This is a genomic window from Paraburkholderia sp. RHO2, assembly GCF_050955445.1.
GTDB classification, from domain to species: domain Bacteria; phylum Actinomycetota; class Actinomycetes; order Mycobacteriales; family Mycobacteriaceae; genus Prescottella; species Prescottella agglutinans_A.
This window is the reverse complement of record NZ_CP162618.1, coordinates 454283-479748: the sequence shown is the minus strand read 5'-3', so window position 1 is coordinate 479748 and position 25466 is coordinate 454283. Positions and strand designations below refer to the sequence as shown.

General features: G+C 65.1%; 26 protein-coding genes and 3 pseudogenes. 13 read left to right on the top strand and 16 right to left on the bottom strand.

Annotation, left to right across the window (positions count from 1 at the left end):
- Positions 1-190: 190 nt before the first annotated feature.
- The 6 genes and pseudogenes from ABTV10_RS27310 to ABTV10_RS27285 form a co-directional block, all read right to left on the bottom strand.
- Positions 191-493, bottom strand: a complete 303-nt coding sequence (locus tag ABTV10_RS27310) for a hypothetical protein (RefSeq protein ID WP_499035455.1) — start codon at positions 491-493, stop codon at positions 191-193.
- A 128-nt stretch (positions 494-621) separates the two neighbouring features.
- Positions 622-1707, bottom strand: coding sequence for a radical SAM protein (locus tag ABTV10_RS27305; protein ID WP_499035453.1), 1086 nt, complete (start codon positions 1705-1707; stop codon positions 622-624).
- A 29-nt stretch (positions 1708-1736) separates the two neighbouring features.
- A complete protein-coding gene (gene rpmF, locus ABTV10_RS27300) occupies positions 1737-1922 on the bottom strand; it encodes a 50S ribosomal protein L32 (protein WP_499035451.1) in 186 nt (61 codons plus the stop codon).
- A gap of 605 nt (positions 1923-2527) precedes the next feature.
- Positions 2528-3420 (bottom strand): annotated as a pseudogene (locus ABTV10_RS27295) (IS5 family transposase).
- A gap of 47 nt (positions 3421-3467) precedes the next feature.
- Positions 3468-4685: a replicative DNA helicase gene (locus ABTV10_RS27290; RefSeq protein ID WP_499035450.1), complete on the bottom strand. Its 1218-nt coding sequence runs from the start codon at positions 4683-4685 to the stop codon at positions 3468-3470.
- A 129-nt stretch (positions 4686-4814) separates the two neighbouring features.
- The gene (locus ABTV10_RS27285) at positions 4815-5705 is read right to left on the bottom strand and encodes a hypothetical protein (RefSeq protein WP_499035449.1); all 891 of its coding nucleotides are present in this window, start codon (positions 5703-5705) and stop codon (positions 4815-4817) included.
- 934 nt (positions 5706-6639) lie between these two features.
- On the opposite strand from ABTV10_RS27285, the gene ABTV10_RS27280 reads away from it, so the two are divergent.
- Positions 6640-7731 (top strand): hypothetical protein, encoded by a 1092-nt coding sequence (locus ABTV10_RS27280; protein ID WP_499035448.1) that lies wholly within the window; start codon positions 6640-6642, stop codon positions 7729-7731.
- 43 nt (positions 7732-7774) lie between these two features.
- Entirely contained in the window at positions 7775-8290 is a 516-nt protein-coding gene (locus tag ABTV10_RS27275) for a hypothetical protein (RefSeq protein WP_499035447.1), read from the top strand.
- Positions 8291-8805: 515 nt separating this feature from the next.
- Here the strand turns inward: ABTV10_RS27275 and ABTV10_RS27270 are convergent.
- Positions 8806-9297, bottom strand: a complete 492-nt coding sequence (locus tag ABTV10_RS27270; RefSeq protein WP_499035446.1) for a hypothetical protein — start codon at positions 9295-9297, stop codon at positions 8806-8808.
- A gap of 30 nt (positions 9298-9327) precedes the next feature.
- On the opposite strand from ABTV10_RS27270, the gene ABTV10_RS27265 reads away from it, so the two are divergent.
- From ABTV10_RS27265 to ABTV10_RS27255, 3 genes are all read left to right on the top strand, one after another.
- Positions 9328-10956, top strand: coding sequence for a hypothetical protein (locus tag ABTV10_RS27265; protein ID WP_499035445.1), 1629 nt, complete (start codon positions 9328-9330; stop codon positions 10954-10956).
- A 103-nt stretch (positions 10957-11059) separates the two neighbouring features.
- Positions 11060-11584 (top strand): single-stranded DNA-binding protein, encoded by a 525-nt coding sequence (locus ABTV10_RS27260; protein WP_499035444.1) that lies wholly within the window; start codon positions 11060-11062, stop codon positions 11582-11584.
- A 166-nt stretch (positions 11585-11750) separates the two neighbouring features.
- Positions 11751-11966, top strand: coding sequence for a hypothetical protein (locus tag ABTV10_RS27255; RefSeq protein ID WP_499035443.1), 216 nt, complete (start codon positions 11751-11753; stop codon positions 11964-11966).
- Positions 11967-12197: 231 nt separating this feature from the next.
- Here ABTV10_RS27255 and asnB read toward each other — a convergent pair whose 3' ends face one another.
- Together asnB and ABTV10_RS27245 are read right to left on the bottom strand one after the other, a co-directional pair.
- Positions 12198-14027, bottom strand: a complete 1830-nt coding sequence (gene asnB, locus ABTV10_RS27250; RefSeq protein WP_499035442.1) for an asparagine synthase (glutamine-hydrolyzing) — start codon at positions 14025-14027, stop codon at positions 12198-12200.
- 580 nt (positions 14028-14607) lie between these two features.
- The gene (locus tag ABTV10_RS27245) at positions 14608-15735 is read right to left on the bottom strand and encodes an NDMA-dependent alcohol dehydrogenase (protein ID WP_499035441.1); all 1128 of its coding nucleotides are present in this window, start codon (positions 15733-15735) and stop codon (positions 14608-14610) included.
- A 136-nt stretch (positions 15736-15871) separates the two neighbouring features.
- On the opposite strand from ABTV10_RS27245, the gene ABTV10_RS27240 reads away from it, so the two are divergent.
- The 3 genes from ABTV10_RS27240 to ABTV10_RS27230 all read left to right on the top strand — a co-directional run bounded on the left by ABTV10_RS27240 (position 15872) and on the right by ABTV10_RS27230 (position 17765).
- A complete protein-coding gene (locus ABTV10_RS27240; protein WP_499035439.1) occupies positions 15872-16738 on the top strand; it encodes an acyl-CoA thioesterase domain-containing protein in 867 nt (288 codons plus the stop codon).
- 449 nt (positions 16739-17187) lie between these two features.
- Positions 17188-17409, top strand: a complete 222-nt coding sequence (locus tag ABTV10_RS27235; RefSeq protein ID WP_499035437.1) for a hypothetical protein — start codon at positions 17188-17190, stop codon at positions 17407-17409.
- Positions 17367-17765: a hypothetical protein gene (locus ABTV10_RS27230; protein WP_499035435.1), complete on the top strand. Its 399-nt coding sequence runs from the start codon at positions 17367-17369 to the stop codon at positions 17763-17765. The genes ABTV10_RS27235 and ABTV10_RS27230 overlap by 43 nt, the downstream gene beginning before the upstream one ends.
- Positions 17766-17995: 230 nt before the next feature.
- On the opposite strand, the gene ABTV10_RS27225 is transcribed toward ABTV10_RS27230, so the two are convergent.
- From ABTV10_RS27225 to ABTV10_RS27200, 6 genes and pseudogenes are all read right to left on the bottom strand, one after another.
- Positions 17996-18337, bottom strand: a complete 342-nt coding sequence (locus tag ABTV10_RS27225; RefSeq protein WP_499035434.1) for a hypothetical protein — start codon at positions 18335-18337, stop codon at positions 17996-17998.
- An 82-nt stretch (positions 18338-18419) separates the two neighbouring features.
- A complete protein-coding gene (locus ABTV10_RS27220) occupies positions 18420-18650 on the bottom strand; it encodes a hypothetical protein (protein ID WP_499035432.1) in 231 nt (76 codons plus the stop codon).
- Positions 18651-18823: 173 nt separating this feature from the next.
- Positions 18824-19205: pseudogene (locus tag ABTV10_RS27215) on the bottom strand (hypothetical protein); the annotation flags it as partial.
- Between the two features lie 17 nt (positions 19206-19222).
- Positions 19223-19873 (bottom strand): RES family NAD+ phosphorylase, encoded by a 651-nt coding sequence (locus tag ABTV10_RS27210; protein ID WP_499035431.1) that lies wholly within the window; start codon positions 19871-19873, stop codon positions 19223-19225.
- Complete coding sequence (locus tag ABTV10_RS27205) at positions 19870-20373, bottom strand: hypothetical protein (protein WP_499035430.1); 504 nt, start codon at positions 20371-20373, stop codon at positions 19870-19872. The genes ABTV10_RS27210 and ABTV10_RS27205 overlap by 4 nt, the downstream gene beginning before the upstream one ends.
- 26 nt (positions 20374-20399) lie before the next feature.
- On the bottom strand, positions 20400-20900 hold the full coding sequence (locus ABTV10_RS27200; protein ID WP_499035429.1) for a recombinase family protein: 501 nt from the start codon (positions 20898-20900) through the stop codon (positions 20400-20402).
- A gap of 297 nt (positions 20901-21197) precedes the next feature.
- Here ABTV10_RS27200 and ABTV10_RS27195 point away from each other — a divergent pair, with 297 nt between their 5' ends.
- The 4 genes and pseudogenes from ABTV10_RS27195 to ABTV10_RS27180 all read left to right on the top strand — a co-directional run bounded on the left by ABTV10_RS27195 (position 21198) and on the right by ABTV10_RS27180 (position 24588).
- Positions 21198-21734 carry a hypothetical protein gene (locus tag ABTV10_RS27195; RefSeq protein ID WP_499035428.1) on the top strand — a complete coding sequence of 179 codons (537 nt, stop codon included), beginning with the start codon at positions 21198-21200 and terminating at the stop codon, positions 21732-21734.
- Positions 21731-22306, top strand: coding sequence for a hypothetical protein (locus ABTV10_RS27190; protein ID WP_499035427.1), 576 nt, complete (start codon positions 21731-21733; stop codon positions 22304-22306). The genes ABTV10_RS27195 and ABTV10_RS27190 overlap by 4 nt, the downstream gene beginning before the upstream one ends.
- 720 nt (positions 22307-23026) lie before the next feature.
- Positions 23027-23518 carry a toll/interleukin-1 receptor domain-containing protein gene (locus tag ABTV10_RS27185; protein ID WP_499035426.1) on the top strand — a complete coding sequence of 164 codons (492 nt, stop codon included), beginning with the start codon at positions 23027-23029 and terminating at the stop codon, positions 23516-23518.
- Positions 23519-23735: 217 nt separating this feature from the next.
- Positions 23736-24588: pseudogene (locus ABTV10_RS27180) on the top strand (PaaX family transcriptional regulator C-terminal domain-containing protein).
- Between the two features lie 48 nt (positions 24589-24636).
- On the opposite strand, the gene ABTV10_RS27175 reads toward ABTV10_RS27180, so the two are convergent.
- Positions 24637-25011: a YqeB family protein gene (locus ABTV10_RS27175; protein ID WP_499035425.1), complete on the bottom strand. Its 375-nt coding sequence runs from the start codon at positions 25009-25011 to the stop codon at positions 24637-24639.
- On the opposite strand from ABTV10_RS27175, the gene ABTV10_RS27170 reads away from it, so the two are divergent.
- On the top strand, positions 24937-25404 hold the full coding sequence (locus ABTV10_RS27170; RefSeq protein ID WP_499035933.1) for a 5-methylcytosine restriction system specificity protein McrC: 468 nt from the start codon (positions 24937-24939) through the stop codon (positions 25402-25404). The genes ABTV10_RS27175 and ABTV10_RS27170 overlap by 75 nt on opposite strands.
- Positions 25405-25466: the final 62 nt, after the last annotated feature.

The window sequence follows — 25466 nt, the reverse complement described above, 5'->3', positions numbered from 1 at the left end:
CGTCGAGGCTGGGAGGCGTGGTCACTGCGCGATCCTCAGCGGCGCAGCGGCACTCACGCCAATGGCTGCCCGTATTCAGTCGACTCGAGTAATGGGAGCGGTGCTCACGACCGCGTACTCGCGGCTGGCGAATCTGTCTGAATGCGGGCACTTGCCCGCTGGTTCGGCTCAGCTCTCCATCGAGGAGGACCTAAACAGTCGAGCTGCTGGCGCGTCGGCGCCGATCCGCTTGTTGGTATCGCGCCCGCGCGGCAGTGCTGGCCGAGCTGTGCGCCGCTGCCGCCGCGTCCATGATGATCCAGATGGTGTCGCGGTCAATGTGGGTGTACGAGCCAGGAGCGACTTCTCGGGAGAGCGCCCGGGCCAGCGATTCGATCCACTCGGCGCGGACCACTGCGTCGCCCGCCAGGAAGGGTGCGAATTCAGTGCCCCGTGCTGACTGGCTGCGGAACTCGTCGATCAGACTTTTCCGCAGCTTCTCACTGATTGCCATGTCTGTCTCCTGGGTGCTGCGTGCGCAGTTGACACTTGAGAGTGCAACGAGTCCGGTCGAAGGCGCGATTGCGGATCGCGTTGGCGGATCTCGTGGACATCGGTGGCGTTCCTCTTCTTCCTCGCCGGTCAGCTGCGGACGGGCGTGACAGGGATCAGTTCGGCGTTGCCGGGAACAGCGGAAGCAGCGGTCACTGCGAGGTACTTGGCGTGGAGCTGACCGCAGGCGGCGTCGATGCCGGTACCCAACTGTCGCCGCCTGGTCGCGTGGACGCCACGCACGCTGAGTCCGCGCACGAACTGGTCTACTCGGGCGGAGGACGGGGCCCGATAGTCTGAGGCCGCCCCGACCGCCTCGTTGTAACGGATCACGCTGACGTGAAACAGTTCCGGGCGGGACCTCGAGTGGACCAGGTCAGCCAGAGTATTGAGGTGGTCGTCGCTGTCGTTGACGCCCGCGATGAGCAGGTAGGCGAGGTATACCTTTCGACGGCTCGACGCCGCGTGTCGGTCCAGGATGTCAAGGCTTTCCGAGAGTGGGAAGCGTTCCTCGAGTGGGATGATACGAGCACGCTCGACCGCAAATGGAGAGTGCACTGACAGTGTGACTGTCACCTGCGGGTGCTCATCGACGAGACGGGCCAGGTTGGGTACGAACCCCACGGTGGACACCGTCACCCGACGCGGAGACATCCCCGCATACCCCGCGTCGGTGAGCAGGGTGAGCGCATCGAGCACGTGCGGGTTTGCGAGCGCCTCGCCCATCCCCATGAACGCGACGCTCGTCGGTCGAGGTCGGCCTTCCCGGGTCCAGTGCGGGTGCATCACCTGGGCAACGATCTCGTCAGCAGTGAGATTGCGGACCAAACCCACCGCGCCGGTAGCGCAGAACGTGCAGCCCAGCCCGCAGCCGACCTGCGACGAGATACACATCGAATCCCATCCGGCTCGATACCGTGACACCACGGTCTCGATGCGCGCGCCGCTGTCGGAAGTAAACAGCACCTTCTCAACGTGTTTGTCTCGCTGGACTTCCAATGGAGTCAGTGGGTGCAGTCGTGGGCCGAACTGCGCTGCCAGATCGGCTCGCAAACTGGCCGGCAATGCGTGAACATCGGCGAAGGTCTCCGCCGTTGAACCCTGCCATGCGGAGATGAGTTGGCGGAAGCGGAACGCAGGTGCACCAGTCTGTGCGAGGTAGTCGCGAATGTGCATCCAGCGGCTCCTGGTGGTCAAGACGGCGTTCACTTGTCACCGCCCTTCGGAGACAAGACCTCACGCCCCCTGTAGAAGCCGCAGTGCTGGCACGCGCGGTGCGGCGGAGTGGTCCTACCGCAAGTAGGGTTCATGCAGGTAGTGAGCGTCGGCGCACTCGCCTTCCAGTGGGCGCGGCGGTGACGCTTGCGGGAACGGGACGTACGGTGCTGCATTGCAATGCCTTTCGTGGAAGCGGGATCCCAGCGGGGTTAGGCGGGGACAACCAACCACGGTCGAGAGGTCAATGTGGCAAGGGTTCGGGTATACCGCCCACGTGCGATGTCGGGCCGCCGCTTGGGTACTGGGCAGCGGGCACATGGGCACGGGGATCGGAATCACGCGCACTCGCAGGTACGATCTGGCGTCCGAGGTCGGTGCGGTGCGAACGTGCCGGGCGAGGTTCACGCAGAGGTGTCAACGCCCCTGAGGGGCGGACAGTACGCTGATGCGCCTAAAGGTGCAGTGGTTCAACCAGGTTGGGCGTCGCCCACACAGAAGAACGCCACCGGCAGTTCGGTGGCTAGATTCTGTCGACCTCGATCATGCTGTACACCCTATCACCCGTAAGATCATCCCCTGCTGCGCGCAGTTCAGCGACGGGGCATCTCTTCCTCGAGAGCTTCCCGCCCCGATGCCTGGACCCTGCACCTGCGTCGGCCTGGCACCCCCCGACAGAGGCGACGATGTGCAATGGTTCAGTTGCTGCCCAAGTTCTTTCGCACGGGCGGCACCCGAACGTCCCCCCAGCGCGGTTCGAGGCGCACCTAGAGCGTGTCTCCTATTTCGTGAGGGACCTCAGCCAGATACAGACCGCTGAGAGGACCACGCCGGCCCGGTAGGTGAGTGCGAGTTTGTCGTAGCGGGTGGCGAGCCCGCGCCACTGTTTGAGGGTGGCGAAGGATCGTTCGACGACGCCCACGGCCCTTGTATTTCTCGGTGTCGAACCCGACCGGGCGGCCTCCGCGGCTGCCCCGCCGGAGGCGGTGACGTTTCTGGTCGTCCGGTTCGGCGATGATCGCTTCGATGCCTCTCGCTCGCAGGTGGGCGCGAATCGCTTTCGACGAGTAGGCCTTGTCGCCGAGCACCGCGTCCGGGCGGGTTCGGGGTCTTCCACGGCCGAACCGGGGCACCGACAACGCGCCCATCAGGATGGGGAACATTGGCGAGTCACCGGCCTGACCTGGCCCGATCAGCAGGACGAGTGGCCGGCCGTGTCCGTCGGCGAGCTGGTGGATCTTCGTGCCGAGCCCGCCACGGGAGCGACCGAGGGCGTGGTCAGCCGGCTCGTTCCGGAGGTTCCTGTAATTCGACAGATCCCCCTGTGTCGCGGGTGAGGTTGGTGCCGTGTTGGTGGGCTCGGCAGATCGTCGAGTCCACCGACACTGTCCAGTCGACCAGCCCGTTCGCATCCGCATGCGCCAGCAGGGAAGCGAGGATCTTGTCCCAGGTGCCGTCCCCGGCGTAGCGGCGGTGCCGCTTCCAGATCGTCTGCCACGGACCGAAATCCGCGGGAACGTCCCGCCACGCAACTCCGGACCGGTAGCGGTAGACGATGCCCTCCACGACCCGACGGTTGTCCCGGAACGGGCGGCCCCGACATCCGTCGGACGTGGGAAGCAACGGCTCGATCAACGCCCACTGTTCATCAGTCAGGTATTCGGTGCGCGACACACGGAACAGTGTCGCCGATCCCACCGCCCGGATTTAGGAGACACGCCCTAGATCCGGAACCTACAGCGGCCGAGCATGCGACGTGCAGGTTCATCTGTCGATGCAAGATGCCCGTGCCAAGCCCGTTCGAACTGGACCTGCGCCGAGCCGTGCCTATTCTTCAAGATCAAACCGGTGATTTCGTCGGCGGTGGCCATCCCGATCTGCCCGTCGATCGCGTGCGCACGGTGCAACACGAGCACGATGTCCGCGTCCTCTTCGATCGAGCCGGATTCCTTCAGTTCGTCGAGTCGTGGCAGCTTGTTGGCGTCGGCGGCGGACCGGTTGAACTGGGACCCGGCGACGACGACGGTGTCGAGTTCGCGGGCGAGTGCCTTGAGGCCACGGGTGAAGCGTCCAACTTCCTCAGCGCGGGTCATTCCCCCGCGACCGCCGTCGGAGGCGAGGAGCTGGAGGTAGTCGACGACGATCAGCCGGAGGTCGCTGCCGCGTTCCGCGAGAGCGGCTTTCGCTGCGGTGGCCTTACGTCGGATCCCCGAGATGGTGGTCGCGGTGGTGTCGATGAAGAGGGGCCATTCCGCGATCGCTGAGATGGCTCCGGCGACGCGGTCCCACTGGTCATCGTCGAGGCAGCCGGGCTCGCGGAGCTTGTTCAGTTCGACGCATGCCTCGGCGGAGACGGCGCGTTCGATCATCTGCTGCGACGACATCTCCAACGGCACGTAGAGCGTGCCCTGGACGTTGCGGCATGCCTGCCTGGTCCAGTCCATCATTGCGGCGGTCTTACCGGTGCCGGCGCGTCCGGCGACGATCACGAGGCTGCCCGGCTGCAGACCGAGAGTGATCTCGTCGAACCGGGACCAGCCGGTCATCAGGCCGGTGGGGATGTGTCCGGACAGCCGCTGGTCGAGCAACGCGAAGTACTCGTCGACCTGCTCACGGATCGACGGCAACAGTTGGGCGGTCGTCGACGTCGATGCGATCGCGTCGGTGAGGAACGCGCGGTTGGTGTCGAGGTCCTGGCCCTCGTCGAGGGCAGCCAGGGCCTGCCGCAACGCGGTTCGGCGGGCATCGACGGCGGCGCGGTCGGCGATCCGGGCGACGTGATCGGTCGGCGCGGTGGAGGTGAACGACTCCTGCACGGCGGCCGCGAGCGCATCCACACCACCGACGGCAGCAAGCCCGTCGCCCGCGTCGAGGGTGACCATGACGGTCGACAGGTCGACGTGCCCGGTGTCTGCGGCGCGGGCGATCGCCGTGAACACGGTGCGGTGCGGGGGGGACCTCGAATGCTGCTGGAGTGAGCCGACTGAGGGTGTCCGCGGTGAACCCAGGGTCGTCGCCGCGCAGCATGGCGCCGAGGACGATCCGCTCGGACAGCAACGCCCCGCCGGTCACCGCGCTGCTCCCCCGGGCCGGCGCAGCAGCCGCTCATGCATGTCGCGGATCTGATCAGGGAGCGGTCTCGGATCACGCAGGGTCGGTTCGGGGAAGTGTGTGCCGGGAGAGTCGATCATCCGGACGCGGATCACGGCGCCAGGCCGGTCCAACGCCCACGCGTGGGTATGCCCGGGTCGGGCGTAGCTCTTCGCCTCAGCGCCGTAGACGAACCTCGAGTCGTCAACGGCGAGCTTGAACCGTTTGTCGAACGCCTGAGTGCCCTTGCCGCCCTTGTTGCCTCGGTCGTTCGGCGACAACGCGTCCTGCACCGCGCGGAGCAGCTTGTCTCGGTCCGGTGGCTGCATCGCCGGGATCCTCGGCAGTTCTCCCTCGCGGCGGGGTGCGATGCGGCTGGCCTGGTCTTCGAAGCTACGAGGGAACGGCATCGTGAACGCGACATCGATGAGCGCGGGCCCGTCGATCGGCCGCCACTGCACCCCGAGCTCGCGGAGCGCCTCGCCGGTGATGTTGTCGCGCCACGCGTACATCGTGGGATCCGATGCCTTCACCCGGCCCGCCGCGACGGCGACCATCGACCCCTGGGACTTCGGGTCGCCGTGGACGACGAGCCAGATGGTGCGATCGGCGCGCGCCGCCATCCCGCCCAGAGCCGCGTCGGTCAGGACAGCGTCACCGCGGTGTGCGTCGGCGCTCGTGGTCCTACTGGCCGGCGGTCGCTTCCGCTTCGTCTGCCGCGGCGCCGTCGTCCGCGGAACAGGGTCGCTCTTAAATGGGTGGCCGCACTTACGGCACTTGTCGACGCTGGCGTCCACCAGCCAGTTGCATCCCCGGCAGATCACCCGGGCGCCGCTGTCGAGGAGTTCCTGCGCGGAGAACTGGGTCATGGCCCGGGACCGTACGGTGACGGTTCTCCAATGCAGGTCGCGCGTAGCCCGAGGTTTACTCCCCCGCAGCGGAATCGGTGTGCCGGCTCACGCTGGTTCAGGTTGAAGGCATGGATGCGTCGGATGTGGACGATGGAACGCTTCAGCGGCTACGTGTACGTCATTTCCACCGCGCGTTGTTCGGCCGCAACAACCCGGCCGGGATGATCCGCCGCCGGGTCCCGGAGCCGCAGATCCTCCACCCGGCCGCCTGCCAGGACTGGAGTTGGACGTCCGAGACGGTTGGGCGTGGGGGAATCCCACGACCCCCATCTTGCCCGGCCCGGTCGCGAGATGTGCCCTTTGCTACGTCTAGGGCACCTTGGTACTCGCCTACTCGACCCCACCGCGTATGCGATCGTCACCCACGCCGCGGCCGCAGTCGACGGCGTCTGGTCTGATCCGGTCGTCCAGGTCAAGGGGCGGCGCGTGGGAGCTGACCAGCTGCCCGCGAGATGTGCCGGCGACCTTCGACGAGTGGGCCGCCCTCAGTCTTCGGCGGGCCGCGCCGCCATGGTGGGGCCTGGCCATCCGGGCCACCCGATAGGGCAATCGAGCGCACACTCAGGGGCGTACGGTGACCAGTTCGGATTCCACTTCGACGGCATCGGGCGACGGTCGGGTTCGGGTCGCGGAGTGTTGGAAATCTGAAGTCAGGAGAGGCATGTAGGAGAAATTCAGAATGAACGTTTGTTTGAACGATCGCTTTGGTTGAACTGTGTAGTACATGCGCTTCGCCTGAAATGCCCCGACATAGAACGGAGTTTGTTTACTATCTCTAGGTATGTCCATAAAGAGTTCAGCCAAACGCCTATCCATCGTGTTGGCGTCCGCGTCGGTGTTGGGCCTGGGGGTCTCTGCACCGCAAGCGAACGCGCAGGTCGTATGTGGAGGAATGAATTCATCGAACCATTGCTACGCAACCGGACAATTTGGCCAGTGGAACAGCGGAGCCGCGGTGTCGATGGCGGGGCTCGCCGCTGACCTTCTCGTCAACTGCCTCAGCGTCACCGATCCTCAGAACTACCTTGCCACCCATGAAATTTGGATGTCCACCCAAACCAACTACTGGCACCAGTACATCACGTGGGTAGAGACCGGATACACCGCTGGGCACCTGAACACGCAGAACGCCGGGCTCATCTGGGGTTACAACCACTTCTGGGCCGACCAGCGAGATCCCCACACTGGCAACAACTACCACGAGTGGTACATCCGGGACTTCAACACCAACGTCTACGTCGACCACGGCATCACCTGGGTTCCAAACACGAACAACTGGACAATCTGGAACAACCATCAGGCTGTCGGAACCTCGGTCGACGTCGGCGCATACGCCGGCGGTGGCCAGGCCGGAATGGAATCCGAAACACAGAATGTCTGGGCCTCTGGTCTCGTGCGGAACTTCCGGTACAACCCGGGCAACGGGACGTGGCCCGCCCCGCCGTACCTGAATATGAGCCCCAACGGCCAAAATGTCCTGTTCGCTTTGAAGAACAACAACGGTTCGATCAATACCTGGTCGAAGAATTCATGCGGCGGTACAGCCGCCCGCCCTGAGATGCCGCTCGAACCGGAGAAGGTTACCGGGCCGGGTGAGCCGGTCGCGGAGTTGCAGCAGGCAATCGCGGCGAATCGGGCCAAGCCTCGTTTGACCGCGGACAATTCCGCGGACGTCGTTAACGAGGTGGCCAGCATGTTCGACATGAAGGAGCGCGGCGCAGCCCGTGTCACTGAGACGACTCGTTCTCGCTACGCGAAATCGGAGAACGCGATCATCGACGACGATCGTCAGGTGCTCGTCGTTCAGATTGACGGCGACGGCACTGTGCCTCGTGCCTTCCCGAGCGATGGTGAGGGGCGTGCGAATCCCCGAGGGAATGTGACAGTGACGATTGACCCGGAAACCCGCCGGGTCCTCGACATTGGTGTCACGGCGGAAACGAAGAACCTCTCGTCGATGGGAAAGACTGTTGAGGTCCGGTAGAACGACTCTCCGCCGCGCGTCCACGGGGGCCAGTCTGGCCCTCGTGGGCGTGGTGTCCGTTTTGCTGATCACCGGATGTTCCGCCGACGACTCAGGCACGGAATCGTCTGAGGACGTATCGACTTCGACGTCCGTCGTGTCTGACGCGGGCGCAGGAGACTGCGCGGGGACTGTAAGTTTCTTCGAGCCGGATCTGTATGGAAAGGCATGGCTCGTCGGCCACAAACAGAACGCACCTGCACCGGGTGTGACACTCCGACGGTGCCACTACGTGAATATTCAGAACACTGAGCCACCACCACCGCCAGCCGCCGGGAATGACACAACAGGGAAGTTCGTCCCGCCGCCAGTCATGATCACCGACAGCGACGAGGTGCAACGAATCCTGCTGGCGCTCCCTGATTCGCCGGAACAATCATTCATGCGCTGTCCCTCGGCCTACCTATACAGCTTCGACGAGTACACCGCGCTCGACCAGGCCGGAAGATCAGTGGCGAAGTTCCGGACCAGTGAGGGCGCCGGGTCATGCGGGATCTCCAACGTCATTCCGACCACGTGATGCCCTAACTGCCCCCATCGAGGGCCACCTGGCCACAGCTCTCAGGACTGGTCAGGTGGTCGTCGACGTTCCCACTGCGCATTCGTCCCAACGACGCACCCACCCCCACCGTGATTCCGGGCCCTGATGCCTACACTCGCCCGCGTGGTGAGCGGGACGAACAAGGCAGTACAGATCGAAACCCCGTATGTCAGGTGGCTGGCCGCGGCCCCGATGCTCCCCGCTGGTCGCGGAGCCGGCACACGTGGCCGAACGGCTGCTGCTGTTGCTGCACTACGGAATCGACTGGTTTGACAGCAACTGGTTAACCAGCCGGCGTGGTGACTACCGGAGTCGATGCTGCCCGCGCGGGTACGGGTAGCGACGTTCACCGCCTCGACGTTGGTGCGGACCACTGGTGGCAGGCGCGTTGCTGCTTCACCTGCCGCTCGCGCTCCTCCTGGCCGATGTCGAGGGGTGTGTGGATCGGTCCCGTCCACGCGAACGGGTCGTCGTCCGAGCGTCGTCGTGAACAGTCACGTCGAGGAAGTGCGCGCCTCGGCGCCGTCTGCGCTGTGGTGAGCGAGTACGGCTCCGGTCTCGGTGTCGATCACCAACTGCGTCGCTGGCGCGGGGTTGCGCTGTAGTGCCAGCTCGACTTCCCAGCAGTGTCGACCGGCGAACTCGATGTCACGCACCGGTCCGGTTGGACGTCGTCGGAGGGTGATCCAGTTTTCGAGGGGCGGCGTGAAGAACAGCTCCTTGCCCGGGCCGATGAAGTCAAAGTTCGGAACCCCGGTCTCGACAGGCTCGTCGTGGTCGGGAACGAATCGCCAGCCGGCGCTCATTCCTTCCGTGATGCTGCCGAACCTGGATGCGCCGTTGTGTCGGTGGCTTCCGCGATGATTGTGTCCGCCGGCTCGGGCTCGGGTGGAGAAGCGTTCGGTGACACTGCCGTCTACCGACGCCGCGACCAGGCCTGCAACGAGTAAAACACTGTCGGTGAGCGTCTCTAGCGTTGCAGTCATCAAGTCACGACGAGCAACCGAGGAGAGCTCATGTCCACCATCGCGACCCGCCCCGCCACCGGTGGTGCACGTTTCGTCGCCTACGACCGCAGCGTCGTTCGGATCGGCAACCCAGCGGATGCGTCGGCGATCTCGGTGCGCGCCGAGACGTGGGTCGAGGAGTACGCAACGATCCTGGTGGCGCAGTACCAGGAGAAGTCGAGCAACGGATTCGACACCGTGTACGTGCAGTTCGACGCCGCGAGCACCGGCGCCCCCGGCATGTCGCACAACTTCGGTGCCTCGACCGAGGCCGGCGGTGCGGTGGCTGCGCGCCTCAAGCACGCCTACGACACCCGTACCCCTGTCTACGTCGCGATCGAGACCCGTCGCCGTAAGAACGTCGAGGGCAAGCGCGATCAACCGATCGACGTACTGCCCCCGATCCACGCCCTGCGCGGCGCGACCGGTGATTCGTTGTCGGGCCAGCCGCACGCGACGAAGGCGAACTGCGCGAAGGTCATCGTGGCCGTCGGGTCCGTCGATGACCTCGCCGACACCGCGGTCGCGTCCGAGAAGGAGCTGCGCTCCGATATGGCGGAGTGGCCGCAGCTGCGGGGCAACAACCTCGGTGACCTCCCCCCGGAGGGATGGCGGTGCATCGTCCATGACGGCGAGCGCACGGGCGGCATCACGCAGGCTCCGGCGGCGAGCAACGCGGGCGCCGATGTCGAGGCGATTGCCGCTGCGGTCGCCGCGCATCTGGGCGGCAACGCAGACGCGAAGGCTCCCGCCGCGCAGCGCGCGGTTCGTGGTCGTCCCGGCGCTGTCGCGGAGGCAGAGCCCTGGGAGCCGCTCAACACCGACGGGCGCCCGAACATGGGCTCCGAGCTGGCCGCGAAGATCCGTGCGACCCACGAGTCCGCGGTGTACCTGTTCACCGGTGCGCTCGAGACGGCCGAAGAGCTGCCCGAGATCACCGAGGAGCAGTCCCTCGACCACGTGTGGGGTTTGACCGAGACGCTACTGTGGATGGCAGACAAGGTGCAAGAGCGCGTCGTCGGTCGTACCAACCGAGATGAACGCTCCCACAAGGAAGCCGGCATGTGGGTCACGCAGGTCATCAACACCCGCTTCCCGTACACCGTCGAGCACATCACCAACGACGACGCGCGCCGCGACTGGGTCAAGCTGGTGTGCACCGCGTCGGCGAACGACTTCGCCCGGACGCAGCAGATGATGGGCGCATACCTCGGCGTCGAATCCGCGCCCGCGGAATCCAATTCGAACGCCCCGCGTCAGCAGAACTCTGCCAGCGAGCAGGCGGCACTCGCCGCTGGTGCTGCGGCCCCCGCCGAGCAGCAGCAGTCCGACCCCGCAGAGCAGCAGCAGTCCACCCCCGCAGAGAAGCGTCGTCCGCGCCCGCTGACCGCCGCAGAGGACCCCGACGCCGTCGCAGCGTGGAAGGACCTCGCCGCGGCGGTCGAAATGGCCGACTACATCGACCACCTGCGGTTCGTCCTCAAGGCCACCTTCGCGGTGCCCCGGGGAAGGCTGAACGAGATCGACGCCGCCGCGTTCCGGCAGCAGGTCGAACAGTGGGCCACCAACCCGCCCGCGTTCCGCGAGCTGGCCGCACAGGCCTTCAACAACGACCCCGAGAACAAAAAAGCCAGCTGACACAACGACATTCGGGCCTCGGTGGCGGGACTGAAACACCCGCCGCACCGGCCCGGAACACTGGACCCCACTACCACCACACCACCACACGAAAGGCACACCCATGGCAGGCGAAACCGTCATCACCGTGATCGGCAACCTGACGGCCAACCCGGAGCTTCGCTTCACCCCGGCCGGAGCCGCGGTCGCGAACTTCACCGTCGCATCGACTCCCCGGAACTTCGACCGGCAGACGAACGAGTGGAAGGACGGCGAGGCGCTGTTCCTGCGCTGCAACATCTGGCGCGAGGCCGCGGAGAACGTCGCTGAAACCCTGCAGCGCGGAATGCGGGTCATCGTGTCCGGCCGCCTCAAGCAGCGCTCGTACGAAACACGGGAAGGCGAGAAGCGCACCGTCGTGGAGCTCGAGGTCGACGAGATCGGCCCCTCACTCCGCTACGCCACCGCGAAGGTGAACAAGGTGGCCCGTGGCGGCGGCAACGGTGGCGGTGGAAACACCGGTGGCGGCTTCGGTGGCGGCAACGGTGGCGGCGGTCAGTCCTCCGCCCGCAACGACGATCCGTGGGCCGCGGGCCCCAGCAACGGCGCATTCGCCGGCGCTGGCGCAGGCGACGAACCTCCGTTCTGACCGCCTCACACTGATCACGCCTCGGCTGCTGGCCCCCTGGCAGCCGAGGCGTCCCCGTCGGTACCCACATCCCCGAATCCACTCACACCCAGTATCTGCCAGCAGCGGCAGCGGCCGCGGCCGCGGCCGCTAGAAACAGATCACGCCACCAGACCCGAGAGAGACCATGGACCACATCGAACGGCGCGACACGGACACCGGGATCACCTGCCCGGGCTGCGACGATTGCGAATCGGCAGTCCAGATCGTCAACCACCTTCTGGCCGAGCAGCGCCGCCACGATCGGAGAGGGATGCGGTTCCTTGCGTTGATGGGGCTGGTCTTCGTCCTCTTGGCCATCTTCGTCGTTCCGCATCTCGTCGCGATGATGGCGGCGCTGTAGTGGCCAGGGACTGGCTCGCCGACGCTCAGGGGCCCTGGCCGGTGCCGACGACCGGGTTGCGGTCTCCGAAGCCCGCGTCGGCGAACTCCTCAGCACTGTGCCACAGGGCCGGCCGGCGTGGAGGTGTTCTGGCCCTGGCCAGTGATACCGGTGGTGAGGGCGAGTTCGTCGTAGCATCGCGGACGGCCGCACCACGCGAATTCTCGAGGATAAGCGCGCCGCCACCCTTCCTCAGTCCAGTTGCAGCTCCGGCTTGTACAGGTCCAGCCAGGTGTAGATGTCGACCGCGCGATCCAGGCCCGCCCGGGTGACGGGATTCATCCGCATCGGATCCTGTGCCGCCAGTTCGTGCATCCAGTTGCGGTCGATGAGGTCGAACAAAGGCGAATTGGTTTCGGACAGGATCTCCTTCGCGAGCTGCTGCAGGTTCGTCGCGTAGGCAGGATCTTGTGTCAAGGGGTACCCGCTCTTCACGCGATCGAAGACCGATTGCGGAAGCACATGTTTCGTGGCGTGGCGCAGGAGGCTCTTCTCGCGGCCGTCGAAGGTCTTCAGCGGCCACGGAGTGTTGTAGACGTACTCGATGAGGCGATGATCGCAGAACGGGACCCGAACCTCCAGTCCGGCCGCCATCGACAGGCGATCCTTGCGATCGAGCAGGATCCGGACGAACCGGGTCAGGTGCAGGTAGCACACCTCGCGCATGCGGGCTTCGGCCTCGGATTCACCGGGCAGGTGTGCGACCTCCGCGCGCGCCGCGGCGTATTGGTCGGCAATGTAGCTGTCGACATCGAGCCGTTCGCGTAGCTCCGGCCTCAGAGCGGTCCAGGGGGTGTCGCCGGTGAAGGCCGCCCACGGGAAGGTGTCCGCGTTGACCGCCCGCTCAGCGAAGAACCACGGGTAGCCGCCGAACACCTCGTCGGCCGATTCACCCGACAACGCCACCGTCGACTGCTCGCGAATCCCCTTGAACAGCAGGTAGAGCGACAAGTCGATGTCGCCGAGTCCGGGCATGTCGCGTGCGGTGATGACCGCGCGCCGCACCGAAAGGTCCAGCATGTCGGCCGAGTCGAGCATCACGTTCTGATGCGCGGACTGCACCGACGCAGCGACCTCGCGCGCGTACGGCGCGTCGGGGGTGCCGCGTACCTCGTCGGGGACGAAGTTCTGCTCCTGGTGGAGGAAGTCCACCGAGAACGTGCGCAGTTGCTCGCCGTTGCGTGCGAGGCTCGCCGCGGCCAGACCGGTGATGGCGCTGGAGTCCAGACCGCCCGACAGCAATACGCAGCGCGGCACATCGGAGATCAGCTGCCGGTCGACGATGTCGGTGAGCAGATCACGCACCCGCTCGACGGACATCTCCTTGCTGTCTGTGTGCTCGACCGCCTCCAGGCGCCAGTAGGTGCGTTCGTGAATTCCAATGCGGTCCACCCGAATCAGTGTGCCGGGTGCCAACTCGTACATGCCCTTCCAGATCGACCGGCCCGGCGCCTTGGTCATGGCCAGTAGCTCACGAACCCCGTCGGCGTCGACGGCTCTGCGCGCCAGCGGGTTGGCCAGAATCGCCTTCGGCTCCGAGCCAAACAGGACTCCGTCCGGTGTCGGGTAGTAGTAGAGCGGCTTGATGCCCATGCGGTCTCGGATCATCACCAGCTTCTCCTCGCGCTGGTCCCAGATCGCGAAGGCGTACATGCCGTTGAGGTGATCGACGACGCTCTCACCCCACTGCAGGTATGCGTGCAGTACCACCTCGGTGTCGCTGTCGGTGCGGAAGGAATGGCCCAGGCCCCGAAGCTGATCGCGCAGTTCCCGGTAGTTGTATGCCTCTCCCGTGTACACCATTGTGACGTCCCCGGCGGGGGTGCTCACGCTCATCGGCTGTGCTCCGCCGGGCAGATCGATGACGGCCAGCCGCCGATGCCCGAGCGCTGCGTGAGCGCGCACGAACGTGCCGCGTCCGTCCGGCCCGCGCAACGCCATTGTGTCGGTCATCGCGTCGAGGACACTCTGCTGCCTGGTCAGGTCGGAGTCGAACGACACCCAGCCTGCGATTCCACACATGTAACGCCCCCCATTCGATTGCTGGTACAGCCATACGTCGTCTTGCAAGAACCGGGAGAAGTGGAACGGTGCCCTGGTCACATTCCCGCGGGAACCTCCATGACCATTCTCATGAGGTTCCGGATGTCATCAGCGAGGCAGAACTGCCCACCGGTGATGCCCACTCGTGGCGCAGAAATAGAACATGTTTCATCCCCCTTGGGGGCCAAGGCTAAGGGTTTGCCCAGCTTCCGTCAACCGCGAGGACTCTCCAATACTGATCGTTAGTTTTGTTGCGGCGGTGCATATCTCATGCTATTTCTGCTGGCCTTGACACTCGCTTGGTGCGTACGGGAGCAACCCTCCAGGACGGGGCACTGCGATAGCGATCAGCGCTTTGTGGCCAGCTCTCGCCAATCATTCGTCGCCGTCGCTGAGGTTCTCCGTTACCCCGAGTCCCAGCATCGGGCACGTGCGCAGCGGGCCCGCCGGCGGTCCCGTTGATGCGCAACGCCTCGGTCGCCGTCGTATACGACGGCGACCGAGGCGTTATCCACCGGCCAGCTCCCGGTCAGGTCACGAGGTGAGCCCGACCGTCGATCTACCAGTCCGCTTCGGTGTAGCGGACGACACCGCGGATGTTCTTGTTGTCGAGCATGTCCTGGTAGCCCTCGTTGACCTGCTCGAGCGAGTAGGTGTTGGTCACCATGTCTTCGAGGTTGAGCCGACCGGCACGGTACAGGTTCAGCAGGTTCGGGATGTCCGCGCGCGCGTTGAAGCCACCGAAGATGTTGCCCCGCAGTTCCTTCTGCAGCATCGAGAACATGAACGAGTTGAGCTTGACGTCCATGTCGGCCATGTGACCCATGGCGGTGACGACGCAGCGGCCGTTCTTCGCGGTGAGCGTGAGAGCGGGGTCGACGTACTCGCCCTTCATTTCACCGACCGTGATGATCGTCTTCTGACACATGCGACCCCACGTGACCTCCATGATCGGCGCGATCGCCTCTTCCATCGACGGGAAGGCGTGCGTGGCACCGAACTTGAGCGCCTGCTCGCGCTTGAACTGCGACGGGTCGATCGCGAACACGTGGCGCGCGCCCGACGCCACGGCGCCCTGGAGCGCGCTCATGCCGACGCCGCCGACACCGATGATGGCGACCGAGTCACCCGGCTTGACCTCGGCGATGTTCGTCGCCGAACCCCACCCGGTGGGGACACCGCAGCCGACGAGGGCCGCGAGCTCGAGCGGGATGTCCTTCTCGATCTTCACGGCCTGAGACTCGTGGACGGTCATGTAGGGCGAGAACGTTCCGAGCAGGCACATCGGGATCACGTTCTCCCCGCGCGCCTGGATGCGGTACGTGCCGTCGGCGATCGACTGACCACTGAGCAATCCCATGCCGAGGTCACACAGGTTCGAGTGGCCCGAGGAACACGACGGACAGCGTCCGCACGCCGGGATGAACGAGAGCACGACGTGGTCACCGACCTCGAGATCCTTAACCCCCTCACCGACCTTGGTGACCACCCCGGCGCCCTCGTGGCCGCCCATCGCGGGATAGGACGCCATCGGCGTCGCACCGGTGACGATGTGGAGGTCCGAGTGGCACATGCCGGCGGCTTCCATGCGGATCTGCACCTCACCGGCGACCGGGTCACCGAGCTCGATCTCTTCGACCGACCACTTCTCGTTGACGCCCCACAGCAACGCACCCTTGGTCTTCATTGAAACACCCTCCCCATACCTGATTTTCGGTCGCTGTGACGATAGCCACAAACCTTTCAAATTGAAACACGTTCCAGAAGTTGGGTAGCCAGACTGCTGGAGTTGACCCCTTCTCGCCACACCTCAGGAGAGCGGCATGGCCTACTTCGAACCCAACGAGGACCAATTCCAACCCCTCCCCGCCGCACAAAGCCTATGGTCTCCGGACTCGATCAACGGATCGGCCCTCGCCGGGCTCGCGGCACACGCGATTGAATCATCCTGCAGCACAATTGGGTACCGCCCAGCGAAGTTCACCCTGGACATCTTCCGGCAGCCGTCGTTCGCGCCGCTGCAGACCAACACCACACTGGTACGAGAAGGTCGCAGCATCCGTATCGCCGACGTGCTCGTTCAACAAGGCGATCGCACCGTCGCACGAGCATCGATGGTGTCCATCCGACCTAATCAAGACCCGCCAGGTGCGAGGTGGTACCCCAGCGAATCGATGACCTTGTCCGACTCACTGGCCGCCCAACTCCCCAAACCCGGGGTTCTCTGGGGCAGCGACGAACACCCCAACCGCTGGAGTACGTCCATGCCGGAGCACCAGAACGCCGGCCGGAAACGACTCTGGTTCGACCCGCCGCAGGTCGTCCCGGGCATCGACAACACCCCGTTCGTCCGCGCCGCCATGGTTGGCGAACTCACCAACACCCTCACCAGCTGGAGCGACCGCGGTATCGGATTCATCAATCACGACGTCACAATCCTGCTCGCGCGACAGCCGATCGGTCCGATCGTCGGAATCGAAGCCGACAACCACATATCCAGCGACGGCATCGCCGCCGGAGCAGCGACCATGTGGGACACCAACGGCCGATTCGGAATCAGCGTGGTCGGCGCCGTTGCCCATCTCGCTGGCAGCCTCGACTCAGCAAGCAGCCCCGAGCAGTGGGCAGGCAGCGACCAATCCCGCGAAAGCGACTTCGACTCAGCGACAGCAGTGAACGTCTCCTCATGATCCATGCGAGACGAGGACCTCGACGAGTTCGCTGGGGACGCACCTGACCACTCTGTGCTGCCGGCAACCCCGGCGTCGAGCCACAAGCGGGGCAGGCGGCCCCGCGGAAGTGTCAGAAACTGGGCTTCGTCTTCTTCATCGACGAAGATGTCGTCGAGGTCGGCGCTCAGCTCGACGAGCACCCAATCATCCGCGCCTCCAACGAACACGGGCGCCCGGAAACAGCGACTGACCAGCACAGACGACACATCCCGGGCGGTAGGCCGGCCCACCTGATCGGCCCATTGCCGAGCATCGAGACACGCTCTCGCTGCTCGGCAATTTCGTTTGCGCCAACGCATCTCGAAACAAGCTCCGACCTGCGCAGGTGGAACGTCCCTGGCGGGGATGGTGCGTGCGTTAGCGCCGACGGCCGCCGCCGAGTTCGCGGCGGGTCGTAGTCTTCGGGCATGGGGGAATCGACGAAGGTATCCGGCCGCGTCCTGACGGCATCGGCGCTGTGCGTGGGCGCTGGAGTTGCGTTGGCGATGACCGGATGCACGACCGACGATCGGGCTGCCGAGAGCGCGGACATCACGACGGACGTCGTCGAGGCGCAGGCGGAACCGCAGGTGGAGTGTTCGTCGGGATGGCGGGACTTCGGGCCCCGCGCCCCGGTACCGCCGAGGTGATGGTTCCGGACGCGCCGCTGTTCGCAGAGGTGTGCCGCTACGAGAAGGCCGGGGGAGAAGAGACCAAGTCCCCGCCGCCACTGACGGCGTCGGGACGTATCGACGGTGCGGAACTGGCCAGCGTCGTCGACGCGTTCAATGCGGCCGATGGACCGGCGAACCCCCGCCGATGCGGAAGGCCGCCGCAAGTCGGGGACCCTGCCACGATCGTCTGGACCACTTTCCACTACGCCGACGGCCTACCCGTACTGGTCGGCTGGTCGGGGCCCTGCAACCAACTCGGCAACGGCACCAAGACCGCCGACAAACTCCCCCGCCAGATCCCGCCCTACTGGACCAACCCCGAGTGGCGATAGGAACAACCGGCTACCTGCGCATATGACACGTTCCGGCCGGTAGCCGGCCCCACCTGATTGGTCATTGCCGAGCATCGAGATGCGCTCCCGATGCTCGGCACTGTCCTTCTACTGCAACATATCTCGAACGATCCACCGGTTGACCGGATCGCCGGACAGCTGGACCTCGACACCGGGCTGCCCGACCTGCAGGAGGGTTGAGCCTGCCGGGTTTCAGTGGCAGGCCGCAGTCACGCGGTCCTGTTGCTGCGCGGGAACCGCAGTCGGGCTGCCAGTGACCGCGCACCGGGACATCGCCACTCCCGCTTGGCGCTCTCGGCGGCGGTGATCAGCTGCAGGATCTCCTCGATCAACGTATCCACCTCTGCCGGGTCGATCTCGAGACCGCCGGAGAGATTCAAGGCGTTGATGATCTCGAGGTCACTCCAGGCGCCTCGCAACTCGTCGGCGAGCGGGTTCGAGTGGTCTTCGAAGCGGATCACGATGTCCTCGAGCGCCCACGCGAAAGCGTCGAGCGATCCGCCGGCGCGGTAGCTCGCGACCGCCGCATCAGCCGCGGAGATCTCCTGCATCTACGCCCTCCCGGTCCGGCCAACTGAATGATGTCCCAGGCGCACCCAGGGGTGGCAGCCCAACCCCCTGCGCGACCGAAGGTCAGGACTTATCGCGGTTCGAGGAGGCGTTGAGCAGCTGGACCCCGAAAAGCACGGCGCCAACCACTCCGGCCCCGATGATCACGGCTGCCGAGAACTTAGGGACATTCGGCTGGAAGATGAGGACAATCCCGCACACCGCCAGCAGGGCCGTGAGACAGCATTGCCGGACCAGGATGCGCCGGCGGATCTTCTCGTCGGCCCGCGTCGACATCTGGTCTTCTGGGCGCATGGTTCTCGGCTCCTCAGTTCGGGACTGCAGATGTCAGGCGGTGCGGATTACGTTCCGTCGTCGGCCCAGGCAACGCCCAAGAGTCGCATGGCCGCGGTCAGGTCTGGGCGTTCACTGGGCACAACGGTAGTACGGGGGTGCGACGTGCCGGCCGATCCCGGCGCTCGCTCGGCCGCTGCGAACAGTCGGGCGGCGGCGAGGACTTGCGGCCCGACGTCCGCGAGGTCGCCGTCACGGAGGAGCAGCGCCGGAGGCCGATCGTCGAGGATTGGGTCGACCTTGGAACCACGTCTGCGCCACCTCAGGGGTGTCCCGCTGCACGATCAGGCGGGCCGCGCGGTACGCGATGCGAAGTCGTTCGACGTCGGCCTCATCGTTGAAGGTGTGCGCGCCGTCGGCCCACTGGCGGACAGCCCAGGTTTCCTTCGCCCGACCGAGGTACGCGACCAGCTTCGCCCCGAGCAGCGCACGCAGCTCTGTGACCAGCTGAGACTGCGTCATCCGGGCGGCCTCGTTGTGCGTCGAGGGACCGGGGCGCGAGTGTGCAGTCGCCATGCCAACCCATCTCCCGGTCACGACGGGCCGAGCGTCGACGGCGGCGTCATGACCGTGATGCCCGCGTTCACCTGCAAATCGGTCAGCAGATCATCCCGGTCGATCAGGGAATCGGTGCGGGCGACGCGGTATTGGGTCGGCTGGAGCGACGAATCCGTCTGGTCCCCAGCAGAATCGAACAGCGCGATGGAGGCGCTGGTGTGTGACAACTCGTGCCGCGCCCAGTACCGGATGCCGTGGTAGCCGGCAGCGTGAAGCGCCGCGGCCCACTGCTGGGTGAGGGCGTAGTTGACGGTCGTCGAGATCTCTGCGGTGACTCCGAACCGGATCGCGGCGTTCGCGGTGGCGTCCGCGACGATCAGATCCCGGCCCACGCTCAACGTCGAGATCGCACGAACCGCCGCGTCCGTCCGCGCGATGATCCGGATACCGGCCCACGCCTCGAGTAAGCCCACCAATTCCGATTCGGCGACATAGCAGGTCCCTGCCGGGCCGGGTAGGTCGAAGCGGTTGTCGAGGCTGGTGCCGAACCACCACGGGTTCAGCTTCGCCGAGTGGGACCGGAACAGGGGGGCTCCCGCGCGGACAGTGATCTGTGGGAAGTGGCCGCGCAGCTGGTCCGGCGCCGGTGGCGTGGTGAGATGCTGGCTCGCTCGCGGCGACGTCACGACGCGAGTCGACCCGCAGCCTGGCGGGCAAGGGTCACCACGTCGGCGGTGTCGCCGTCGATGAGGGCCTGGCGCGGAGTGCGGCCGTCCAACTCGGGCTGCTCGGTCGACAGCCAGGAGGCCACTGTCCACGGATCGACGTCACCCGCCCAGGCGGCGAGCGTCTCCTTGAGGCCCGCGAGGGGGCGGTGCGGCGAGGTCTCTGTCAGTCCTCCCGACCAGTAGCCGAAGGTGCCGTCCTCTGCTTGGAGGCGCAGGACTCGACGCGATTGCACGGCCTGGCTGAGTGCCTGCTTCGTCCACTCGGTGATGTCGAGCATCTGCCGAGGCGTGAGGATCGGGCCGATGTGGTTCTCCCACGCGCGACGGGCCTTGAGGTTCGAGAGCACCCGTTCGACACCGGCCTTGACGTACTGGGCATCGGCAGCGTCGAGTCGCTCTGCGGGCATGCCGCTCGCTTCGATCGCGTCGTCGACAACCTTCTTCAGTGGCGTGCTCATGCCACCATTCTCGACCAGTCAAGCGGTCAAGTCAAGCGGTCAACCGTGCTTCTGTCACGGCACGGTTGTCCTCGGTCATCCGGAGGGCGTTGACCCACCACTGGTGGAACTTTTCGTGCTCCTTCGCTGTTGGCCTCGAACTCGGCGACCATGGCGAGAGTTTGCAGGAACAGCTCGCCGAACGGGTCGACCCAGTCGTAGATCGAGCTGCCGAGCCCGAACAGCACATCGCGCTCACGCAGGCCGGTCAAGATTTCGCCAGCCTCGGCCATGTTGCGGGCGAACCGGTCGAACTTCGCCGCGGTCAGCACGACCTGCCGTCCGTTGCTGGCTGCGGCGGCGGAGGTGACCGCGGTCAGCGCGTTGTCCAGGCCAGTGCGGTTCTTGCGCGTGGTGCCGGAGAACCCCTTGTCGATGAAGATCCGCTCGCACGGCACTCCGAGGGCCAGCCGCTGCTCGGTCTGGATCTCGACATCCTGCTCGTCGGTCGAAAAGCGACAGTAGCCCACCCTGAACGGTTCACCCATGCTCGAATTGTTCCTGCCAGTTTCAGAAGTCGAATGGACGGGTGTCAGGAGTGCTGTGCACTACCTACTCATCCTCGCTGGCGCGCGGCTCGTTCAGGACGGGCGAGGTTGAGGTTGTTGTAGAGAGCTGATCGTTTCAGTCCTGTGTTTCTGCACAGTGTTTCGATCTTGAACTGCCGTGTCTCGACATCGAGCGTCACTCAAATGCTAAACAAACCTACCGGTCGGTTGACGGCGCATTGCTAAGAGTTTACCCTCTGCTTGCACGTGTTGCGTGCATCACAGTCGGAGGGGGATATGAAAAAACTAGTTGGGATTGTGGGCGCCGGGGCACTCGCCGCCGGCGTATTGGGCGGTGTGATCGTCACGACGTCGGGTTCGTCTGAGCCCGTGGCGATTCAACAGGTGGCTGAGACAGAACAAGCCGCGCCGGCCCTGTCGTGCGACACAGTACGCGGGCTCGACAAAGCGGCTCAGGTGCGCGGCGTGACGCCGGGGCCGGAACAGTGGCCGCCGACACAACCGGGTTTCGAGCGTGATGCTCCACGGCCCGAACCGCCGATCGACCCGAGCACCGGGAAGCCGAAGGGCGGTGACGTGGCGCCTCTGTCGCTCGATGAAGTCGACAACTCACCCGACTTGGGTGAACGTCCCTGCGGCGAGGTCGTGGAGAAGATCCGTGCGAGCACCGTGCAAGGCGGCGGCTGGATTTGCTATCTCGAGGACGGCCGATATGCCAGCACCCTCCACATAGACGCACCGAAGCCCATCGAAACCAGGGAGCAACGCGACAGCGCCTGCCGCACCTTCGGATTCGCAAGGAGCGTGCAGTGATGAAGAAATTCTTTGGCACTCTCGCAGCCGCTGCGCTGTCAGTCGCCGGACTCTTGACTGTTGCGGCACCTGCGTCCGCGCATCACGCCATCCCCGGCCCCGAGGGCAACTACATCACGGACTGGGTGGACGTGGCCGACCGGACAACGCCCTGGCCGATAGACCAGGCGACCCAGACCTGGGACAACGGACTCGACAGCAACCGGATCAACCTCACCTACCGCTGGTGGGACTGCACCAAACTCAACGGATGCATCATGATCTGGGAGACCCCGGGCCTAACTCTCCCAGGTATAGGCCAGGCCTACGGCGCAACTCTCGGGCAGTTTGACGGCAACGGGAACTTCCGCGGAGCGAACATTCAGCTCAACACGACCCTTGCCGTCACCCCCAACCAGCGACTCAAGACCGCGTGCCACGAAATGGGGCACGCACTCGGGCTTGGAGAGCACCCCGGCGGGCCAGCGGGCTTCAGGGGAAGCTGCATGGTCCAAGGGTCAGCAGATGGCCCCAATCCGGTTGTAACGTATCCGGACTGGCACGACTACGAGGCGGTCAACTCGCAGAACTGACTGCGCTCGACCGTCAGTATGACGATGGAATGAGGACTGCCCGGCGAGCGGTAATGCTCTCCGGGCAGCCCTCTTCTACGGGGCGTCCCGGGCACCCCTCGACGTCGCCCACAGACCAATTCGACGGTCGGTAGCTGACCATGAACACCACTGCCAAAATTTGTTGTCAGTTTCAGACGACCTCGTCACGACACCCTGCTCACCCAGGACGTCGTGCAGTCGACGTCTGAAACTGACACTGGTCGCATTGTCAGTTCCAGAAGGCGACTGCACGATTTTCAGCAGTGGTGTGCAGAGGAAACCTGGGTGAACTAGCAGCCCTCAAAATCACCGGCCGCGACGCGGTAGTGCCACTTGCGGCGGGCGGGACTGTCGGTGGCTGCAAGTAAAATAGCCTCACGCCCGAATGTCCGCATAGGGCCGGTCGGAAAGCCATTTTGGGCCACTGTCCAAGGTTCCAAGGAGGACCAAACTATGCCCCAGTGCACAGCCCCCGTCAGAGGCCACATCAGGGGCGGCGGTGCCGACTGCCCAGTTCACGGACGCAGTGGAGGATACGGCTACTCAACACCGTCGTACCAGCCCTACTCACCACCGCCGGTCACCTCTGCTGTCAGGACTCGAGGCTCGACGAGCAGCGGAGGTGGGCGTGGTGGAGGCCGCACCACCCGTCCCAGTTGGTCGCCCAGTACCTCAACTGTCTCCTACACTCCGCAGCAGGTGCGCGACCTCGAGCCCATACGTACGGCGGTCTTGGTCCGAACGCAGGGGAAGGATGTGTTCCTCTGCCACGCTTGGCCCGACCGTCAGGCTGATGCGAAAAAGGTCTACGACTTGCTCATAGGCGCGGACGTTTCGGTGTGGTTCAGCGAGGTGACCCTGAGGCCCGGCACGGACATGCGCGTAGCTATCGACAAGGGACTCGTGAGTTCGCGCATTGGGATTGTTCTAGTGACGCCGGCCATGCTCGAGAAACTGAGCACCGATCGAAGCATCGCGAGCAACGAGCTCAGTGCTCTGCTGCGCCGCAACCTCCTGGTGCCGGTCATGCATGGTGTGACGTTCGAGCAGCTCGACCAGGTCAGCCCTACGCTCGCGTCGCGTGGTGGTTTTAGCACGGCGGAGGAGCCTATGGAGGACATTGTCGTGAAGATCGCCGAACTCGTCGGGACACTCGACGCCGAAGAAGCCGACGAGCTCAGCATGAAATAGGTGCCGAGTAGCACCGAATTGCGAAGCGCTAGACGGTATGGAGTGACACACGACTTGTCGTGTGTCACTCCATACCGTCTAGACAGCGGCATCCGACGTATCGATCCGGGCGTAAACTATCGCATCGAAAACGATATTAGCGTGTCCGCAATATGCACCACCTGGGCGCGAGGGAGCGAGCGACGTGTCCAATTACCCCGTCGAAGTGCCGACCCGAATGCTCGTCGAGAGCATGGTTCGGGAGGGACAGCACCGTCGACGCCGGCGAGTTGTACTCGGTGGCGAATGCCCTGGGAATGTCGGACCAGCAGGTCCGGCTCTGCATTCGGCGGCTGGTGACCGATGGGCAGTTCGTCCAGGAAGGGCGGGGACGGCGAGCAGTCTTACGGGCGACGGAAAACTGCGAGATCGCGGTGTCCCCCAACGTCGAGTTCGTGCGCTTCATGTACGCACAGGATCGTGGGGACGCCCCGTGGGACGGCAAATGGCGTCTGGCAGGCTTCGCGATACCCGAGCCGATGCGACAGGCACGAGATGCCATGCGAGAGGGCATCGTTCATCTGGGTGGTGCAGCGGTTCAGGGAGGGCTATACCTGTCTGCGAACCCGTGGGAGGACCATGTTCGGGTCCTTGCGTCGCGACTCGGCGTTTCCGAGCACCTCTCGTACATCACGACGGAAGACGCCAGTTTTCGGGGCATCGCCGACCCGCGTGCGATCGCAGCCCTCTTCTGGCCCCTCGCCACGATCGCCGACGGACACCGTCGACTCTCCACGGTCGCGCAGGATCGGCTCGCACGTCTGCGCAGTACGGACCGGACGGACGAGACGGAGATCATGACGATCGCGATCGAACTGGCATCCGAGTTCACCCGGGCCACGGCGCCCGATCCGCTGTTGCCGCCCGAGTTGCTTCCCGATCCTTGGCCAGGGCGCGACGCGAGGCGGTATGTGGCCGAGTGCTGGTCGATCCTCGTCGACGCGAGCCCGAAGTCCGCGGAGCCACGCCTCTTTCGCGCGTACTCCGACGTCGTCGCAGAGATAACCGGGAAACGCCGCCAGCGCGGGTAGCCCGGCACTGGGATGGCCAGCGACCCGCGACCGCTGCCCGTGCGGTGTTCAGCGCCCTTCCCACGGATATCCGTGGGAACGGAAAGCTTGCGCGATTCTGTCGCGACCGCCCTCGACATCGTCGCTGAAAAGCTTGCGCCCCTCCGAGGACTCGATCGTGACCTTTCCGTTCTTGCGGAACACCCCGCCCACCTGGTGCCGGGAGATGACCCTCGTATCGTCGCCCTCGACGATGGTGATCGAGGCGTCAGTAATCGTCAGGTCCGCGCTGTGATAGGTCAGGAACAGTGCGATCAGTACACCCACCAGCGCAAACACAACCGGGCGCCCGATCACCATGATTGGGGAATCGAACGAAACCAGGAACTCGACCACCCCCTGGTCTGCGCCAAACGCGCATTCGGCACCAGCGACGTCACCCACGGCACCCACCTGAGCGACGGGCGCCCGCTCCTCCGCAGCCAGCAGCACGAAACAGCAACACTCGGGCGGCTCTACCCCGACCTGGTGATCGGCCCCATCGACCAGCCGACCGCGATCATCGACGCAAAGTACAAGCCGCTAGCCGACCCACGTGGCGTCGACCGCGCTGACCTCTATCAACTGAACGCCTACCTCGCCTCCCACACATCAGACCCCTTACCGCGAGGCGCGTTAGCCTACGTTCAGTTCCCCGACCAGCACACCGTCGCGCACGCCGAGCGCCGCGGCCCCTGGCGCACCATGCGTGGGCACTCCGTATCGTTCGAACGCTTCCCCGTCACCGAAGATGAATGCGTCACAGCACTACGAGCACTGGTCACCCACCAGCGCTAACCCACCGGTCGCGAGCCCGAAATACTGGTACGGCAGTTCGAGTTTCGCGCGGTCGGGGTGGG

Coding starts and splice junctions, on each gene's coding strand:
- ABTV10_RS27305 (WP_499035453.1), bottom strand. CDS start 1,707: ATGCACATTCGCGACTACCTCGCACAGACTGGTGCACCTGCGTTCCGC.
- ABTV10_RS27195 (WP_499035428.1), top strand. CDS start 21,198: ATGAAAAAACTAGTTGGGATTGTGGGCGCCGGGGCACTCGCCGCCGGC.
- ABTV10_RS27265 (WP_499035445.1), top strand. CDS start 9,328: ATGTCCACCATCGCGACCCGCCCCGCCACCGGTGGTGCACGTTTCGTC.
- ABTV10_RS27270 (WP_499035446.1), bottom strand. CDS start 9,297: ATGACTGCAACGCTAGAGACGCTCACCGACAGTGTTTTACTCGTTGCA.
- ABTV10_RS27225 (WP_499035434.1), bottom strand. CDS start 18,337: ATGCAGGAGATCTCCGCGGCTGATGCGGCGGTCGCGAGCTACCGCGCC.
- ABTV10_RS27205 (WP_499035430.1), bottom strand. CDS start 20,373: ATGAGCACGCCACTGAAGAAGGTTGTCGACGACGCGATCGAAGCGAGC.
- ABTV10_RS27200 (WP_499035429.1), bottom strand. CDS start 20,900: ATGGGTGAACCGTTCAGGGTGGGCTACTGTCGCTTTTCGACCGACGAG.
- ABTV10_RS27255 (WP_499035443.1), top strand. CDS start 11,751: ATGGACCACATCGAACGGCGCGACACGGACACCGGGATCACCTGCCCG.
- ABTV10_RS27260 (WP_499035444.1), top strand. CDS start 11,060: ATGGCAGGCGAAACCGTCATCACCGTGATCGGCAACCTGACGGCCAAC.
- ABTV10_RS27235 (WP_499035437.1), top strand. CDS start 17,188: ATGGGGGAATCGACGAAGGTATCCGGCCGCGTCCTGACGGCATCGGCG.
- rpmF (WP_499035451.1), bottom strand. CDS start 1,922: ATGCAGCACCGTACGTCCCGTTCCCGCAAGCGTCACCGCCGCGCCCAC.
- ABTV10_RS27230 (WP_499035435.1), top strand. CDS start 17,367: ATGGCGGGACTTCGGGCCCCGCGCCCCGGTACCGCCGAGGTGATGGTT.
- ABTV10_RS27310 (WP_499035455.1), bottom strand. CDS start 493: ATGGCAATCAGTGAGAAGCTGCGGAAAAGTCTGATCGACGAGTTCCGC.
- ABTV10_RS27220 (WP_499035432.1), bottom strand. CDS start 18,650: ATGCGCCCAGAAGACCAGATGTCGACGCGGGCCGACGAGAAGATCCGC.
- asnB (WP_499035442.1), bottom strand. CDS start 14,027: ATGTGTGGAATCGCAGGCTGGGTGTCGTTCGACTCCGACCTGACCAGG.
- ABTV10_RS27245 (WP_499035441.1), bottom strand. CDS start 15,735: ATGAAGACCAAGGGTGCGTTGCTGTGGGGCGTCAACGAGAAGTGGTCG.
- ABTV10_RS27240 (WP_499035439.1), top strand. CDS start 15,872: ATGGCCTACTTCGAACCCAACGAGGACCAATTCCAACCCCTCCCCGCC.
- ABTV10_RS27285 (WP_499035449.1), bottom strand. CDS start 5,705: ATGACCCAGTTCTCCGCGCAGGAACTCCTCGACAGCGGCGCCCGGGTG.
- ABTV10_RS27280 (WP_499035448.1), top strand. CDS start 6,640: ATGAATTCATCGAACCATTGCTACGCAACCGGACAATTTGGCCAGTGG.